Annotated in this window: 14 protein-coding genes; 10 read left to right on the top strand and 4 right to left on the bottom strand. The window is 74.1% G+C overall.

The genetic code is table 11. The features are described from left to right. The first annotated feature begins 18 nt into the window (after positions 1 to 18). A complete protein-coding gene (locus ATL31_RS10305; RefSeq protein ID WP_101395688.1) occupies positions 19 to 1,185 on the top strand; it encodes an acyl-CoA dehydrogenase family protein in 1,167 nt (388 codons plus the stop codon). 197 nt (positions 1,186 to 1,382) lie between these two features. Here the strand turns inward: ATL31_RS10305 and ATL31_RS10300 are convergent, their stop codons facing one another. Both ATL31_RS10300 and ATL31_RS10295 read right to left on the bottom strand, forming a co-directional pair. Then, positions 1,383 to 2,906 carry an LCP family protein gene (locus ATL31_RS10300; RefSeq protein ID WP_245862254.1) on the bottom strand — a complete coding sequence of 508 codons (1,524 nt, stop codon included), beginning with the start codon at positions 2,904 to 2,906 and terminating at the stop codon, positions 1,383 to 1,385. Positions 2,907 to 3,027: 121 nt separating this feature from the next. Next, a complete protein-coding gene (locus ATL31_RS10295; protein WP_101395687.1) occupies positions 3,028 to 4,266 on the bottom strand; it encodes an LCP family protein in 1,239 nt (412 codons plus the stop codon). A 173-nt stretch (positions 4,267 to 4,439) separates the two neighbouring features. On the opposite strand from ATL31_RS10295, the gene ATL31_RS10290 reads away from it, so the two are divergent. The 6 genes from ATL31_RS10290 to ATL31_RS10265 all read left to right on the top strand — a co-directional run bounded on the left by ATL31_RS10290 (position 4,440) and on the right by ATL31_RS10265 (position 10,973). Further along, positions 4,440 to 5,981 (top strand): LCP family protein, encoded by a 1,542-nt coding sequence (locus tag ATL31_RS10290; RefSeq protein WP_101395686.1) that lies wholly within the window; start codon positions 4,440 to 4,442, stop codon positions 5,979 to 5,981. 8 nt (positions 5,982 to 5,989) lie between these two features. After that, entirely contained in the window at positions 5,990 to 6,997 is a 1,008-nt protein-coding gene (locus tag ATL31_RS10285; protein ID WP_245862252.1) for a glycosyltransferase family 2 protein, read from the top strand. Positions 6,998 to 6,999: 2 nt separating this feature from the next. Then, positions 7,000 to 8,151, top strand: a complete 1,152-nt coding sequence (locus ATL31_RS10280; RefSeq protein ID WP_101397494.1) for a glycosyltransferase — start codon at positions 7,000 to 7,002, stop codon at positions 8,149 to 8,151. A 70-nt stretch (positions 8,152 to 8,221) separates the two neighbouring features. Next, positions 8,222 to 9,109, top strand: a complete 888-nt coding sequence (locus tag ATL31_RS10275) for an ABC transporter permease (protein WP_101395684.1) — start codon at positions 8,222 to 8,224, stop codon at positions 9,107 to 9,109. Further along, a complete protein-coding gene (locus ATL31_RS10270) occupies positions 9,087 to 9,872 on the top strand; it encodes an ABC transporter ATP-binding protein (protein WP_245862247.1) in 786 nt (261 codons plus the stop codon). The genes ATL31_RS10275 and ATL31_RS10270 overlap by 23 nt, the downstream gene beginning before the upstream one ends. 3 nt (positions 9,873 to 9,875) lie before the next feature. Next, positions 9,876 to 10,973, top strand: a complete 1,098-nt coding sequence (locus ATL31_RS10265) for a glycosyltransferase (protein WP_101395683.1) — start codon at positions 9,876 to 9,878, stop codon at positions 10,971 to 10,973. 19 nt (positions 10,974 to 10,992) lie between these two features. Here ATL31_RS10265 and ATL31_RS10260 read toward each other — a convergent pair whose 3' ends face one another. Beyond that, positions 10,993 to 11,652, bottom strand: a complete 660-nt coding sequence (locus ATL31_RS10260; protein ID WP_101395682.1) for a hypothetical protein — start codon at positions 11,650 to 11,652, stop codon at positions 10,993 to 10,995. Beyond that, positions 11,649 to 12,923 carry a glycosyltransferase family protein gene (locus tag ATL31_RS10255; RefSeq protein WP_245862245.1) on the bottom strand — a complete coding sequence of 425 codons (1,275 nt, stop codon included), beginning with the start codon at positions 12,921 to 12,923 and terminating at the stop codon, positions 11,649 to 11,651. The genes ATL31_RS10260 and ATL31_RS10255 overlap by 4 nt, the downstream gene beginning before the upstream one ends. 316 nt (positions 12,924 to 13,239) lie before the next feature. Here ATL31_RS10255 and ATL31_RS10250 point away from each other — a divergent pair, with 316 nt between their 5' ends. Genes ATL31_RS10250 through ATL31_RS10240 form a run of 3 tightly spaced genes read left to right on the top strand, consistent with a single transcriptional unit; the run spans position 13,240 to position 15,909 of the window. After that, the gene (locus ATL31_RS10250; RefSeq protein ID WP_101395680.1) at positions 13,240 to 13,836 is read left to right on the top strand and encodes an acyltransferase; all 597 of its coding nucleotides are present in this window, start codon (positions 13,240 to 13,242) and stop codon (positions 13,834 to 13,836) included. Continuing rightward, a complete protein-coding gene (locus tag ATL31_RS10245; RefSeq protein WP_101395679.1) occupies positions 13,833 to 14,921 on the top strand; it encodes a DegT/DnrJ/EryC1/StrS family aminotransferase in 1,089 nt (362 codons plus the stop codon). The genes ATL31_RS10250 and ATL31_RS10245 overlap by 4 nt, the downstream gene beginning before the upstream one ends. Position 14,922: 1 nt before the next feature. Beyond that, entirely contained in the window at positions 14,923 to 15,909 is a 987-nt protein-coding gene (locus tag ATL31_RS10240) for a Gfo/Idh/MocA family protein (RefSeq protein ID WP_101395678.1), read from the top strand. Positions 15,910 to 15,965: the final 56 nt, after the last annotated feature.

Below are 15,965 nucleotides of genomic sequence, written 5' to 3'. Positions count from 1 at the left end.
CGGACGTAACATGGCGCCATGACGGGCAACAGCGACTTCGACACCTACCGGCTCTCCGAGGACCACGAGGCCATCCGCGAGGCGGTGCGGGCCGTGGCCGAGGACAAGATCGCCCCGTACGCGGCGGCGGTCGACGAGGAGTCGCGCTACCCCCAGGAGGCGCACGACGCCCTCGTGGCCAGCGACTTCTTCGCGCCGCACGTGGGGGAGGAGTACGGCGGTGTCGGGGCCGACGCCCTGGCCACCTGCATCGTCATCGAGGAGGTCGCCCGCGTCTGCGCGTCCTCCAGCCTCATCCCGGCCGTCAACAAGCTCGGGTCGATGCCGCTCATCCTCGCGGCGGACGAGGACGTGAAGAAGCGCTACCTCACCCCGCTCGCCGCCGGGGAGAGCACGTTCTCGTACGGCCTGTCCGAGCGCGAGGCCGGCTCCGACACCGCCGCCATGAAGTGCAAGGCCGTCCGCGACGGCGACGACTGGGTCATCTCGGGGCAGAAGTCGTGGATCACCAACGCCGGCGTGTCGGACTACTACACGGTGCTGGCGGTCACCGACCCCGACGGCCGGCGCGGCAACAACATCACCGCCTTCGTCGTCGAGAAGGGCGACGTGGGGTTCACCTTCGGCGAGAAGGAGCGCAAGCTCGGCATCAAGGGCAGCCCGACCCGCGAGCTGCACTTCGACGCCTGCCGCATCCCGGGCGACCGCGTGGTGGGCGAGGTCGGCGCCGGGCTGAAGATCGCCCTGAAGACGCTCGACCACACCCGGGTCACCATCGGCGCGCAGGCCGTCGGGATCGCCCAGGGAGCCCTCGACCACGCGCTCGCGTACGTCAAGGAGCGTCAGCAGTTCGGCAAGCGCGTCGCCGAGTTCCAGGGCATCCAGTTCATGCTCGCCGACATGGCGATGACCCTCGAGGCCGCCCGCCAGCTGATGTACGTGGCGGCGGCCAAGTCCGAGCGCGACGACGCCGACCTGACGTTCTTCGGGGCCGCGGCCAAGGCCTACGCCTCCGACGTCGCGATGCAGGTGACCACGGACGCCGTGCAGCTGCTCGGCGGCGCCGGCTACACCCGCGACTTCCCGCTCGAGCGGATGATGCGTGACGCCAAGATCACCCAGATCTACGAGGGCACCAACCAGATCCAGCGCATCGTCATGGCGCGCCAGCTGCTGAAGGGCTGACCCCGGCTGCGGCCGCCCCCCATCCCGCGTGGCCGCCCCCATCGTGCGTGGCCGCCCCCATCCTGCGTGGCCGCCCCCATCGTGCGTGGCCCCCCTGATCCTGCGTGGCCGTTCTGGTCCTGCGCTGCCGGGGTGCCATGGCACCCCGGCGCCGCGACGTGGCCGGTGTGGCGCGACGTGGCCGGGGCGCCGCGAGGTCAGGAGGTCTTGCAGATGTCCTGGGCGGCGGCGCGGCCCTCGATGGTGGGGGTGGCGCTGGGCGCGGGCTCGGGGGCCGTGATCGACGGCGTCGGCAGCGGGGCGCTGCCCACCCGGTTGGGGACCTCGACCACGTTCTCGGCCCCGGCGCCCAGCGTGACCCGGACGAGCTTCCCGAGGCCGGCGGCCTTGCTCAGCCGGGCACCGGGGAACGCGGCGGCGACGGTGCGGGCCGCCTCCTCCTGGCCGGCCGAGTACTCGACCAGGGTCCCGGTGGTGGGGGCGGCGTTGCCGGTGCCCGAGACCGTGAAGCCCTGGGCCTCGAGCGCCGTGCGGGCCTGGGTGGCCAGACCGGAGGTCCCGGCGCCGTTGAGGACCTGCACCGTGACGGCGTCCGGCGAGACGGTGAGCGGCGACGCGGAGGGGGTGGCCGAGGCCGTGGGCTTCGCGCCGATCTTGTGGTCCTCCCGGAAGGACTCCCAGATCAGGTCGGCCGCCGGCTTCCACTGCACGCGGTTGGGGTCGGCGGGGTAGGTCTCGTTGGGGACCGTGACGAACTGGATGTTGTCCAGACCGATGGTGCGGATGCTCTCGGCCAGGTCCTTCATGGTGCCGAGGGTGAACCCGGGGTCGGTGGTCAGCGACTGGGTGGCCGCGTTGAGGAAGCCGTAGAGCCGCGTCGGCTGGAAGAGCAGCTTGCTGGAGGTGGCCTCCTGCGCGACCGAGGACAGGAACGCCTGCTGGCGCTTGATCCGGCCCAGGTCGGAGCCGTCACCGACCGACTTGCGGGTGCGCACGTAGGCCAGCGCCTGCTCGCCGTTCAGCTCGTGGGTGCCGGGCGTCAGCTTGAGGTGGCTGTTGGGGTCGTCGATGGCCTGGGTGGTGCAGACCTTGACGCCGTCGAGGGCGTCGACCATCTGCTTGAAGCCGCGGAAGTCGACCACCGCGTAGTGGTCGACGAACACGCCGGTGTTGCCCTCGAGCGTGCGGATGAGGCAGCCGGTGCCGCCGATCTTGTAGTTGTGGTTCCACTGCCGCATGACCCAGGTGCTCTTCGGCGCGTTCTTGGAGCACTCCGGCGGCGCCTTGGTCATCGAGTCGCGGGGGATGGACGCGACGGTCGCCCACGTGCGGTCGGCCGAGAGGTGCACCAGCAGGTTGGTGTCGGAGTGCACGCCCGGGTCGTCGACGACCTTGCCGTAGCTGGTGTTGCCCACGCCGGTGCGGTTGTCGGAGCCGATGAGCAGGAGGTTGACGGCCTTCGTGGCCTGGGGCTCGCGGGTGGGGCGGTCGGTGCCGATGGCCTGCGAGACGTCGACCTTGGTGATGTTGTCGTTCAGGTGCCAGGTCGCGTAGGCCACGCCGGCGCCCGCCAGGGCGACCACGGCGACGACCCCGATGGCGATGCGGCGGCGCCACGGGTGGCGCCGGCCCGGCGGACGGCCGTGCAGGTCACGCCGGCTGGGGAACGGGTCGCCGCTGCCGTGGGGGTCAGGGGTCCCCGGGTTCGTGCGGGCGTCCACTCGATCGTCCCTTCGGTCCTGGTGCAGAGGGTCCCCCGGACACGGGGACGCGTGAGTCTAACCGCCGGTTCTGGACGCCACCTGAGTGCCGGGAGCCGCTGGGCGCCCCGCCGCGGGGCCCTCAGCCGGGCGTCCCGTCGGTGCCGGGCGGCGGGGCGTCGAGGGGTGTGCCGTCACGCAGCATCGTGAAGAGCTCGGCCGCGCGCTTGTCGTCCCACAGCACCGAGCTGCCGGCCGAGGTGGTGGCGTTGGGGTCGGAGATGGGCACGACCAGGCTGAGCGCCCCGTCGTTCGAGACCGCCCGCATGGTGCTGAGGATGCGGTAGGCGTCGACGAGCCCGGTGTCCTGGCCCACCAGCACGGCCGAGGCCGCGGCGTGGGTGAAGCCCCACCAGCGCCAAGGCACCAGCACGGTCGAGGGCGTCGCGGCCTTCTTCACCACGGCACCGAGGAACTGCCGCTGGCGCTCGGCGCGGCCGATGTCGCCCTTGGGGTCGGAGTAGCGCGCCCGCACGTAGCCCAGGGCGGTGGGGCCGTCGAGGTTCTGGCAGCCCTGGGGCAGGTCGATGTGCGCCTTCTTGTCCTTGATGGCGTTCTTCACACAGATGTCGACCCCGCCGAGGCTGTCGACGACGTCGGCGAACCCGGCGAGGCCGATCTCGAGGTAGCCGTCGATGCGCAGCCCGGTGGCCTGCTCGAGGGTCCGGGTCAGCAGCTTCGGGCCGCCGATCGAGAAGGAGGCGTTGACCTTGTTCTTCCCGTGGCCCGGGATGGGCAGGTAGCTGTCGCGGGGGACGGAGATGAGCGAGGACTTGCCGCCGCCCGAGGGGACGTGGACCAGGATGATGGTGTCGGTGCGCCGGCCGTCGGCGCTGCCGGTGCCCAGGGCCCGCTTCTGCGCGGCGGTCAGGCCCTCCCGGCTGTCGGAGCCCACCAGCAGGTAGGTGTGGCCGTCGCCCGCGGCGGGGCGCCGCCCCTCGGGGCTCACGTCGACGCGCGAGACGTTCGACCACGCGTGCAGCGGCGCGACCACCAGGAACACCAGGTAGGCCACCACCAGGAGCGCCAGCACCGAGACCCCGGTGCGGCCGCGGCCCCGCCGGCGGGTGCGGGCGCCCGGCGGTGGTGCCGCCGGAGGGGTCGCCCCGCCGCGGGGCAGCGGCCGCCCGAGCTCGTCGTAGGCGGCGGCACCGGGCGGGGGCGCGGCCGCGGCGGCACCGGCGCGAGGGCCGCGGGCACCGTCCCGGGGGGTGCGACGGGGGGCGCCCCGCCGGCTGCGGGTGTCGACCACGTAGACGTCGTCGTCCGCGCCGTCGCGTGCGGGACGGCGGGGGATGGGGCGGGCGTGGTCGTCGGTCATCCTCGGTCCTCTCGGTGCGGGCCGAGGGACAGTCTGCCAACACCGCCCGTACGCCGGCTGGGAGGACGCCGGGCGCCGTCGCGCACGGGCCGTCGCCGGCCGCGCAGATCCGCGCGCCGCCCCCCGGCGCGCCTCGCGCCCGGTGGGGGTCGGGACGCCGATACTCGCTGCTCATGGGAGGTGACCGAGGCTCCGCCGTGCTCGAGCGGACGCCGGACCACGCACCGCTGCGCGTCGACACCCGTTCGCCGGGGTTCGACCGGCGCCACCGCCGCCGTGCGGTCAGCCTGCTGCTGCTCACCCTGGTGGTGCCGGGGTCGGCTCAGGTCGCGGCCGGCAGCCGGGCCGTGGGGCGCGTGGCCATCAAGGTCTGGCTGGTCCTGCTGGGGCTGCTGCTGGCCGTGGGGCTGCTGGCCCTGGTGAGCCGCTCGGCCGTGCTCTGGCTCGCGACGCGCGGCTGGCTCCTCGCGGTGGCGCAGGTGGTGCTGGTCGTGCTCGCCCTCGCCTGGGCGGCCCTCCTCGTGGACGCCTGGCGCCTCGGACGCCCGGACCGCCTCCCGACGCGAGACCGCCGGGGGCTGCTCGTGGCCCTGCTGGTCCTGCTCGTCGTGCCCGGCCTCGTCGGCTGGACCGGCGCCGGCGTCGGCAGCGCGCGAGCGGCCATGACGAGCCTGTTCGGCTCCGGCGCGGCCGCCCCGGCCGCCAAGGGCCGCTACAACATCCTCCTGCTGGGCGGTGACAGCGGCGCGAGCCGGGTCGGGCTGCGGCCCGACAGCATCCAGCTCGCGAGCGTCGACGCCGACACCGGCCGCGCGGTGCTCTTCGGCTTCTCCCGCGAGACCGAGAACATCACCTTCCGCCCCGGCTCGACGATGGCCCGGCTCATGCCGAAGGGCTGGAGCTGCGGGGACGAGTGCCTGCTCAACGGTCTCTACACCTGGGGGCAGGACCACGCGAAGCTGTTCCCGGCGGGCACCCAGGACCCCGGCCTGGTCGCGACGACCGAGGCGGTCGAGTCGCTGTCCGGCCTCGACATCCAGTACTACGTGCTGGTCGACCTGCGCGGCTTCTCGAGCATCATCAACGCCGTCGGCGGCCTCGACATCACCGTGCAGCGGCGCACCCCCATCGGGGGCAACGGGTCGCCCATCAGCGGCTACATCGAGCCCGGCGCGCAGCACCTCGACGGCTACCACGCCCTCTGGTACGCCCGCAGCCGGGTGGGCTCCACCAACTACGAGCGGATGGCGCGCCAGCGCTGTGTGGTCACCGCGCTGGTCCGCCAGCTCGACCCCAGGACCGTGCTGCTCAACTTCGGCGACATCGCCTCGGCCAGCACCGGGTTGTTCCGCACCGACATCCCGCAGGACGCCCTGGGGCCGCTGGCGCAGGTGGCCGTGAAGACCAAGCAGGAGCGCATCACCTCGGTGAACTTCGTGCCCCCGCTCATCAAGCCGTGGAGCTACGACCCGGCGGTGGTGCGCTCGACGGTGGCCGCGGCCATCGCCAAGAGCGAGAAGCCCGCCCCGGCCGAGCCCGCCGCGAAGGCCACGAAGGCCACGAAGGCCACGAAGGCCTCGACGGGCGCCGCCGCGAGCGCCGCGGCCACGCCCACCCCGGCGCCGTCGGCGTCGACCCCCGCGGTCATGACCCGCCCCGGCACCGACCCCGACGCCGACACCGGTGACCTCGCGAGCGTGTGCTCTGCGGGATGATGGGCGCGATGTCCGCCGAGCCCCGACCCGCCCCCGACCGCCCCGCCCCTGACGCCCACCCCCTCGTCAGCGTCGTCATGCCGATCCTCGACGAGGAGCGGCACCTGGCCGACGCGGTGGCGATGGTGCTGCGCCAGGACTGGCCCGGCCCCCTCGAGGTGGTCCTGGCCCTCGGCCCGTCGAGCGACCGCACCGACGAGGTCGCGGCGGCGCTCGCCGCGCGCGAGCCGCGGGTCCGCCTCGTGCGCAACCCCAGCGGCCGCACCCCCGACGCCCTCAACGCGGGCATCGGCGCGGCCCGCGGCGAGGTCGTCGTGCGCGTCGACGGCCACGCCGAGATCCCGCCCCACTACGTGTCCACCGCCGTCGCCGTGCTGGCCGAGACCGGGGCCGACAACGTGGGCGGCACGATGGACGCCCAGGGCACCACCCCGGTCGAGCGGGCGGTCGCGGCGGCCATGCGCAGCCCGCTGGGCGTGGGGTCCTCGAAGTTCCACACTGGCGGTGGCGCCGGCCCGGCCGACACGGTCTACCTGGGGGTCTTCCGCAAGAGCGCGCTCGAGCGCGTCGGCGGCTACGACCCGCGCTTCACCCGCACCCAGGACTGGGAGCTCAACCACCGGCTGCGGGCCTCCGGGGGCACGGTGTGGTTCACCCCCGACCTCGTCGTCACCTACCGGCCCCGCTCGTCGCTGCGCGCGCTCGCCCGGCAGTACCGCGACTACGGCCGCTGGCGCCGCGTGGTGGCCCGCACCCACGACGGCACCCTGAACCCGCGCTACCTCGCCCCGCCCGCGATGGTCGTGGGGACGGCGGCGGCCACGGTGGCGGGACTCGTGTGGCCGCCGGCCCTCGCCGTCCCGGTCGCCTACCTGCTGGCCGTGGGGGCCGGCGGGGTGGCCATCACCCGGGGCGAGGAGCCCCGGGTGCGGATGCTGGCCGGCCCGGTGCTGGCCACCATGCACTGGTCGTGGGGCTGGGGCTTCCTCACGAGCCCCCGCGGGCTGGGGCGCTGACCGTGCGCATCCTGATGCTGGTGTGGACCGGCGTGGCCACCGACACCCGGGTGCTGCGCGAGGCACGGGCCCTGGTCGCGGCCGGCCACACCGTGCACGTGGTGGGCCGCGGCGTCCCTGACGGCTTCGTCCCCCCGGGCGGGGTCACCGTCGCCTCGGCGGGTCGGCCGCCCGCCGCCCAGACCCGCGGCCGCGACCTCACCGCCCCCGAGCGGGTCGCCCGCTGGGCCCTGCTGCCGGTGCACGTCGGGCGCCGGTTGGCCGCCTGGCACGCGCAGACCGAAGCCCTGGCCCGGCGGTGGGCCGCTGCCGGCGGCCCCGCCGACGTCGTCCACGCCCACGACTTCACCGCCCTCCCCGTCGGGGCGCGTCTGGCCGAGGAGTGGGGCGTTCCTCTGGTCTACGACACCCACGAGTACTGGGTCGGCCGGCCCGTCGAGGGTCGCCCGGCCCCGCTGCGCCGCCGCCGTGAGGCCCGGCTCGAGGCCGCCCTCGGGGCCCGGGCCGCCGCCGTGGTCACCGTGGGGGAAGGGGTCGCGCGCGCGCTGCGGGCCGACCACCCGGGCTGGCCCGAGGTCGTGGTCGTGCACAACACCTTCCCCACCCGCGCCGACGACGCCCCGGTGGCCAGCCCGCCGCGCGGCTTCGTCTACGCCGGGCGCCTGGCCGCCGACCGCGAGCTCGAGGTCATCGCGGCCGCCTCGGCCGACATCCCGGGCGAGGTGCTGGTGCGCGGGCCGGCCGACGCCGAGTGGCTGAGCCGCTTCGACCCCGGGCGCGCGCGGGTCGAGCCCGCCGCGCCGCTCGAGGTCGTCGACGCCGAACTGGTGGCCGCCGGCGCCGCCCTGGTCACGCACAGCGACCGCTGGCCCAACCACCGCCTGGCGATGCCCAACAAGCTCTTCCACGCCGTGAGCCTCGGCGTCCCGGTGGTCGCCACCGATGTGGGCGAGCTCGGGGCCGCCGTACGCCGCCACGGGCTCGGTACCACCTACCGCCCCGGGGACGCCGCCGACCTGGTGCGCGCCTGCCGCGAGCTGGCGGCCGGACACGCCGAGGCCGTCGCACGGGTGCGCGCCGCCCGCGCCGCCCTGTCCTGGGAGCACGACGCCGACGTGCTCGTCGGGCTCTACGGGCGGCTCGGGGCCGGATGAGGCTCCACTACACTTGCCCGGTCTACCCAACAGATGCCTCGGCGCCCGGCGCCCCCGGAGAGTGAGCACGATGTCCAGCGAGCAGGTGGTCCACGACCGCGAGGTCGAGAACGAGTTCACCACCACTCACCACGTGTACGTCCCGCACCGCGGAGGGCTGCCCCCCGTCGTCCCGTACCTGCGTGAGCTGTGGCGGCGCAAGGAGTTCGCGACCGAGCTCTCCCGGGCGACCATGCGCGGCGCCAACACCACGACCTTCTTCGGTCAGCTGTGGCTCGTCATCAACCCGCTGCTCCTCGCGGGGGTCTACTTCCTGCTCGTGTTCATCCTGGCCGGCGGCCACAAGGGCATGGACTTCTTCGCCCAGCTCTGCGCCGGGCTGTTCATCTTCTACTTCGTCGCGGGGTCGATGAGCTCGGGGGCGTCCTCCGTCGTCGGCGGCGGCAAGCTGCTGCTCAACACCGCCTTCCCCCGCCTGCTGATGCCGTTCTCCGCCGTGCGCACCGCGTTCTTCCGGTACCTGCCGACCCTGGTGGTGCTGTTCGTCTTCGAGCTCATCGCCGGGACCAGGTTCGGCTGGGGCACGCTCGCGGCGCTGCCGTTCCTGTTCCTCATCATCGTGTTCGCCCTCGGCGTCGGCTCGTTCTTCGCCACCGTGCAGGTCTACTTCCGCGACACCACGAGCTTCCTGCCGTACTTCAACCGCATCTGGCTCTACCTCTCGCCGATCCTGTGGACCATCGACGACGTCCCCGCCCGCTTCCAGAAGCACATCGAGGTCGTGTCGTACCTGAACCCGCTGTACAGCCTCATCGGCGGCTACCTCGAGGCCCTGCAGCACAACACCGTCCCGAGCCTGACCACCTGGCTCCTCGCCATCTTCTGGGCGGGGCTCTCGATGGCCGTCGGCTCGTTCTACTTCATGTCGAGGGAGCGTGAGTTCGCTGTCCGCATCTGACCTCTCGGTCAAGGTCGAGGACCTCTCGGTCACCTACCGCACCACGTTCGAGCGGGTCCCGACCCTCAAGAACGCCGTGACGCGGCTGGGCCGGGGCCAACGCGCGGTCCGCGAGATCCACGCCCTGCAGCACGTCTCGTTCGACGTGCCCGACGGCACCGCGCTCGGGATCATCGGCAACAACGGCGCCGGCAAGTCCACCCTGATGCGCGCGCTCTCGGGCATCCTGCCCCCCACCGAGGGGCGCATCGAGGTCAACGGCCGGGTCAGCCCCCTGCTCTCGCTGGGGGTCGGCTTCAACGCCAACCTCAGCGGCCGCGAGAACATCGTGCTCGGCGGCCTCGCGAGCGGGCTGTCGCGCAAGGAGGTCCAGGACCGCGCCGACGAGGTCACGGCCTTCGCCGACCTCGAGGAGTTCATCGACGCCCCGATGCGCACGTACTCCTCCGGGATGTACAGCCGCCTGGCGTTCTCGGTGGCGGTGCACATGGACCCCGACATCCTGATGATCGACGAGGCCCTCTCGGCCGGCGACGCGAACTTCAAGACCAAGGCCGCCGCCAAGATGGCCGAGCTGCGTGAGAACGCGCGGGCGATGTTCCTCGTCAGCCACTCGCTCGCCTCCATCCAGCAGCTGTGCAACGACGTCATCTGGCTGCACAAGGGCAAGCTGATGATGCGCGGCACCCCCGACGACGTCATCGCCGAGTACACCAGGTTCGTCAACGTCGGCAGCTCCGCGGTCATCCTCGAGGACCTCTGAGCGGTGGGGTCACCGCCCGACGTCAGTGTCGTCACGAGCGGCCACGACGTCGCCGACGCCCGCCTGCACCGGCTCGTCGCCGCCTTCCGGCGGCGGGGGCTCTCGGTCGAGGTCCTCGGGCTGGGTGACCCCGCCGACGGGCCGGAGGGGGCCCATGTCACCACCCGCCCCCGGGGCCGCGTCTGGGCCCGGCCCCTCACCGCGGTGGTGTCGGCCGCCCGGGCCCGCGGGAGGGTCGTGGTCGCTCTCGACCCCGACGCCCTCGTGGCCGTCACGGCCATCGGCCGCGCCCGCCGGCGCGCCGTCGTCGCCGACGTGCACGAGGACTACGGCGCCCTGCTGCGCGACCGCGCCTGGGCCACCGGCGTCACCGGCGCCCTGGCGGGGGCGCTCGTGGCCGTCGCGGGGCGCGCCGCGCGGGCCGGCGACCTGGTGCTGGTCGCCGACGAGCACGTGCCGCCGCGCTCCGCGCGGCATCGGCTGGTGGTGCGCAACCTGCCCGACCTCTCGATGCTGCCCGGTCCCTCCGAGCCCGACGAGCAGCCCCGCGCGCTCTACGTCGGCGACGTGCGGGCCAGCCGCGGGCTGTGGGCGATGCTCGACGCGCTGGCCGGTGCCCCCGGCTGGACCCTCGACGTCGTCGGCCCGGTGGCGGCCGCCGACGCCGCGCAGCTCGCGGCCCGGCTGGAGCGCGACGACCTGGCCGGGCGCGTGAGGCTGCACGGCCGTCGCCCGCCGGCCGAGGCGTGGCGCTGGGCGCGGGGGGCGTGGTGCGGCCTGGTGCTGCTCGAGGACACCCCGGCCTTCCGCGACGCGGTCCCCAGCAAGCTCTACGAGTACCTCGCGTGCGGGCTGCCGGTCGTGGTCACCGACCTGCCCCGGCAGGCGGCCATCGTGCGGGAGGCCGGGGTGGGCGAGGTCGTCCCGAGCGGCCCCGGCGCCGGCGCCGCGACCGCGCGCGTGCTCACGGCCTGGGCCGCCGACCCGTCGCGGCACCGCGAGGTCGGTGCGGCCGCGCGGGCCCGCCAGGAGACCCAGCAGCACGCCGACCCGTACGCCGCCGCGGCCGATGCCGTGGCCGAGCTCGTGCGACGGGGCTGAGCGGGCCGGGGCGGACGGCTCAGCGCGCGGCGCGGACGGTGACGGCGGCCTTGCCCGCCGCGGTGCCCACCACCACGTCGGGTCCGCGGTGCCGCCGGGCCAGCAGCCAGGCGGCCCGGTAGGTGCGGGCGTCGAGGGCGACGACCACGTCGGCGCGGCGCACCAGGGAGTTGACCGCGGGGGAGCGCAGGGTGCCGGCGGCGAAGACGGTGGCGGCACCGCCGGGGGTGAGCGCGGACCGGACGCGGCGCACCTTGGTGCTGCCGGCGACGCGCTGCGCCACCGGGTGCTGCACCGCGGCCCGCTGCGCACGACGGGCCCGCCAGCGCACGCCGTGCAGGGCCCGGCGGACGAACGGCTGCGGAGGGCCGGCCGGGCGCGGGCCGGTGGACGACGCGTCGGCATCCCGCTCGTCGTCGGTGCGGGCGTCCTCGGCGGTCGGCTCGTCGTCGCCGGGAAGCGGGGCCGGCCCGGCGGGGACCAGCCGCGCCCGCCCGCGGACCACGGCGGCGGGCCCGGTGACATGGGTGTCGAGCCCGGGCAGGGGGCGGCGCGGATGGTGCAGGGCCACCCACGTCATCCGGGCGTCCGGCACGTCGTCGAGACCGAGCTGGTCGCGGATGGAGGCGACGTAGGCCGGCGTGGTGCGGCGGGCGGAGCTGAGGACGACGACCTTCACGACGGCACCCCCTCGTCGACGCGGTGGCCGAGCCCGGCGGCCAGGGCCCCCATCCGGGGGCGGAGCTGGAGGTCGCGCGAGTAGCCGCGGGCGAACTCCGCGCAGGCCGCCCGCTGTCCGGGCGTGGCGTGACGGGCGGCGTGGGCCGCGGCCTCGACGGCGGCCGCGACGGACGTGGGCTCGAGGTCGGCCACGGGGAACCACAGCGGGTAGTCGCGCAGGATGTCGGAGGCCGCGTTGCCGGGGTCGTGCACCGACACGATGGGCAGCGCGCTGGCGGTGTACTCGAACACCTTGCCGCTGGTGACGTAGCGGCCCTTGCCCAGGATGAGCAGCAGGGCGTCGAAGGTGTCGTAGGCGCCGCGCACCTCCTGCTTGGGGAGGGGCCCGGCGTACTCGAGGCCGCTGTCGGCGTGGGCGTCGACGATGCGCTGGAGGGCCGGGCTGGGCGTGGCGTAGAAGCCCAGGTAGCCCCAGATCTGCGCGCGGGCCCCCGCGAGCTCCGGGGTGCGGCCCCGGGCCAGGGACCAGCCCTCGGCGAAGGGCTCCAGGGGCACCTTGGGGCTGACGGTGCCGATGTAGCCGAAGGTCAGGGGGCGCTCGGCCGGAGGCGGCTCGAGCCGGGCCCGGGGCGCGAACTCGGGGTCGTAGCCGTTGGCGACCACGTGCATCCGGTCGGCCGCGGCGGGGTAGCGCTGCTGGTGCCAGGCCCGGATGGGCTCGTTGACGAACCAGACCTCGCGGGCGCCCTCGACGTAGGTGCGCTCGAGCTCGGCGACCCGGGAGTCGTCGGGGTGCAGCTGCTCGCCGGTGAACACGTCGAGGGTCCAGGCGTCGCGGTAGTCCATGACGTACGGGACACCGGCGGTGCGGTGCAGGTACTCGGCCACCGTGAAGTCGACGTTGGGGTTGGCCGACGCGACGACCAGGTCGACCGGGTCGTCGGCGTGCAGCGCCCGGGCGGCGTCCTCGAGGGGGCCCTTCCAGGGGCCGTACCCCACCTCCGGGAAGTCCTTGACGTCGAGCCGCTTGCGGTACTTCTGCCACAGCCGGGGGAAGAACGCGCGGCCGGCGCCCCAGCGGCGCAGGTCGGTCTCGAGCACCGGCCACTCGAAGGGCACGCGGACCACCTCGATGGAGGGGTCGACGCGGTCCTCGAGCGAGGTGTCGGCGCCGGTGTAGCGCAGGAAGGTCTCACGGGTCGCGGTGAGCACGGTGACCCGGAACCCCGCGGCCGCCAGCGCGTTCGTGGTCGCCAGTGCGCGGTACACCCCGCCTCCCCGGCAGGGGGGGAACCCCCAGGCCACGTAGAGGACGTGCGGTGCCTTCCCGCGGGCTGCGACGGACAAGAGAGACCTCCTGGAAGGGCGCGGGGGGAGCGCGGTCGTAGCGGCCGGTCTGCCGCGCGGACGGCATCCCGTGGCCCGTCAAGCCTAGTTGACCGGCGGGGCCGGGGCCGAACCGTGCGCCCGCGACAGCGGCCCGGAGGCGGCGCTCGCCCGACTAGGAGCAGGCCCACGCCGGCCCTAGGCTGGCGGGGAGAAGGCCGGTCTCGGCGCCGGCACCCCACGGTCAGGAGGAGCCCCGATGGCAACCAGGGTCCAGGACAGCGCGGACGTCTCGCCGGAGGCGACCCTCGGCGACGGGACGTCGGTCTGGCACCTCGCGCAGGTCCGCGAGGGAGCCGTCCTCGGTGAGAACTGCATCGTCGGCCGCGGCGCCTACGTCGGTACCGGGGTGACGATGGGCGACAACTGCAAGCTGCAGAACTACGCCCTGGTCTACGAGCCGGCCGTCCTCGAGGACGGCGTGTTCGTCGGGCCGGCCGTGGTCTTCACCAACGACCACTACCCGCGCTCGGTGGCTCCCGACGGCAGCCTGAAGCGCGGCGACGACTGGGAGGCCGTGGGCGTCACCTGCAAGGAGGGCTCCTCGATCGGGGCCCGCGCGGTGTGCGTGGCCCCCGTGACCATCGGCCGCTGGGCGATGGTGGCGGCCGGTTCGGTGGTCGTGAAGGACGTCCCCGACTTCGCCCTCGTCGCCGGTGTCCCGGCCCGGCGGCTACGATGGGTCGGCCGCGCCGGCGTGCCCCTGGAACCGTCGGGCGAAGGCCGCTGGGTCTGTCCGAAGACCGGCGAGACCTACACCGAAGACGACGACCGCCTGATGGAGGCTGCACCGTGACCGAGTTCATCCCCCCTGCAAAGCCGCTCATCGGCGACGAGGAGCGAGCCGCGGTCGACCGCGTCTTGCGGAGCGGGATGCTCGCGCAGGGCCCGGAGGTCAAGGCCTTCGAGGAGGAGTTCTCCGCGCACTTCGGGCTGGGGCGCGCCTGCGTCGCGGTCAACTCCGGCACCTCGGGCCAGCACCTCGGCCTGCTGTCCAGCGGGGTCAAGGCCGGCGACGAGGTCATCGTCCCGTCCTTCACCTTCGCGGCCACCGCCAACTCGGTGGCGCTCACCGGCGCGACGCCCATCTTCGCCGACATCGACGCCGACGACTTCTGCCTCTCGCCCGAGGCCATCGAGGCCTCCATCACCGAGCGCACCGTGGGCGTCATGCCGGTGCACCTCTACGGGCACCCGGCCAAGATGGACCGCATCATGGCCATCGCCGAGAAGCACGGCATCCAGGTCTTCGAGGACGCCGCCCAGGCGCACGGCGCCAAGCTGGGCGGCACCCCGGTGGGCGCCTTCGGCACCTTCGCGATGTTCTCGCTCTACCCCACGAAGAACATGACCTCCGGTGAGGGCGGCATGGTCTCGGTGGCGAACGCCGAGATCGAGCGCAACATGCGCCTCTACCGCAACCAGGGCATGGAGAAGCAGTACCACAACGAGGTCGTCGGCCTGAACAACCGCATGACCGACATCCACGCCGCCATCGGCCGCGTGCAGCTGACCAAGGTCGGCGGCTGGACCGCCCAGCGCCAGCAGAACGCGGCGTTCCTCTCGGCGAACCTCGAGGGCGTCACCGTGCCCCCGGTCGCCCCGGGTGCCGAGCACGTCTACCACCAGTACACGGTGCGGGTGGCGAGCGACCGCGACGGCCTGGCCGCCGCGCTGCGCGAGGAGTACAACATCGGCTCCGGCATGTTCTACCCCGTCCCCAACCACCGGCTCGCCCCCTTCCAGGTCGACGTCGACCTGCCCGAGACCGAGCGCGCCGCCCGCGAGTGCCTCTCGCTGCCGGTGCACCCGTCGCTCAGCCAGGGCGACCTCGAGCGCATCGTGGAGGCCGTCAACGCGCTCGCGAAGGCCGGGGCCTGACATGGCCGACCTGCGCGCGGGCCTCATCGGCCTCGGGATGATGGGGCGCCACCACGCCCGGGTCCTCGGCAGCCTGCCGGGCGTCGAGCTCGTCGCGGTCGCCGACCCGGGCGGCGACGTCCACGGCGTCTCCGGCGGCCGGCCCGTCGAGGAGAGCATCGAGGCCCTCATCGGGCACGGGCTCGACTACTGCATGGTCGCGGTCCCCACGATCTACCACGAGCAGATCGGCCTGGCCCTGGCCGAGGCCGGCGTGCACACCATGATCGAGAAGCCGCTGGCCCAGGACACCGCCTCGTCGCAGGCGCTGGCCGAGGCGTTCGAGACGAAGGGCCTGGTCGGCGCGGTCGGCCACATCGAGCGCTACAACCCGGCGCTGCAGCAGGCGCGGGCGCGCATCGAGGCCGGCGACCTCGGCGAGATCTACCAGGTCGTCACCCGGCGCCAGGGCCCGTTCCCGGCGCGGATCGCCGACGTGGGCGTGGTCAAGGACCTCGGCACCCACGACATCGACCTCACCGCCTGGGTGACCCAGCAGGAGTTCACCTCGGTCGCGGCCCGCACCACGCACCGCTCCGGCCGCGAGTTCGAGGACATGGTCTCGGTGGTCGGCCAGCTCTCGAAGGGCGCCATCACCAACCACCTCGTGAACTGGCTCTCGCCGTTCAAGGAGCGCGTCACGGTCATCACCGGCAGCAAGGGCTCGTTCGTCGCCGACACCCTCACCGCCGACCTCACCTTCCACGCCAACGGCGAGATCGAGTCCTCGTGGGACGCCATCGCGAAGTTCCGCGGCGTCTCCGAGGGTGACGTCGTCCGCTTCGCCATCAGCAAGCCCGAGCCGCTGCGCACCGAGCACGAGCAGTTCCGCGACGCCGTGCTGGGCAAGGACGCCGACATCGTCACGATGACCCAGGGCATGCGCACCGTGAAGGTCGCCGAGGCCTGCATCGAGTCCTCCGCCACCGGCACCGTCGTCACCGTCTGACGTCGCCCGGCGGGGCACGCGGGACGGGCCGGGGACGCGTCCCCGGCCCGTCCCGC

Origin of the sequence: Phycicoccus duodecadis (genome assembly GCF_002846495.1) — a bacterium.
Lineage (GTDB): Bacteria > Actinomycetota > Actinomycetes > Actinomycetales > Dermatophilaceae > Phycicoccus > Phycicoccus duodecadis.
The sequence above is the reverse complement of the archived record's forward strand: the minus strand, read 5'-3'. Positions and strand labels throughout refer to the sequence as shown.

Bases quoted from the DNA above. Each gene is read 5' to 3' on its own strand.
- ATL31_RS10285 (WP_245862252.1), top strand. From the start codon at position 5,990: ATGTCCGCCGAGCCCCGACCCGCCCCCGACCGCCCCGCCCCTGACGCC.
- ATL31_RS10290 (WP_101395686.1), top strand. From the start codon at position 4,440: ATGGGAGGTGACCGAGGCTCCGCCGTGCTCGAGCGGACGCCGGACCAC.
- ATL31_RS10295 (WP_101395687.1), bottom strand. From the start codon at position 4,266: ATGACCGACGACCACGCCCGCCCCATCCCCCGCCGTCCCGCACGCGAC.
- ATL31_RS10305 (WP_101395688.1), top strand. From the start codon at position 19: ATGACGGGCAACAGCGACTTCGACACCTACCGGCTCTCCGAGGACCAC.
- ATL31_RS10275 (WP_101395684.1), top strand. From the start codon at position 8,222: ATGTCCAGCGAGCAGGTGGTCCACGACCGCGAGGTCGAGAACGAGTTC.
- ATL31_RS10240 (WP_101395678.1), top strand. From the start codon at position 14,923: ATGGCCGACCTGCGCGCGGGCCTCATCGGCCTCGGGATGATGGGGCGC.
- ATL31_RS10250 (WP_101395680.1), top strand. From the start codon at position 13,240: ATGGCAACCAGGGTCCAGGACAGCGCGGACGTCTCGCCGGAGGCGACC.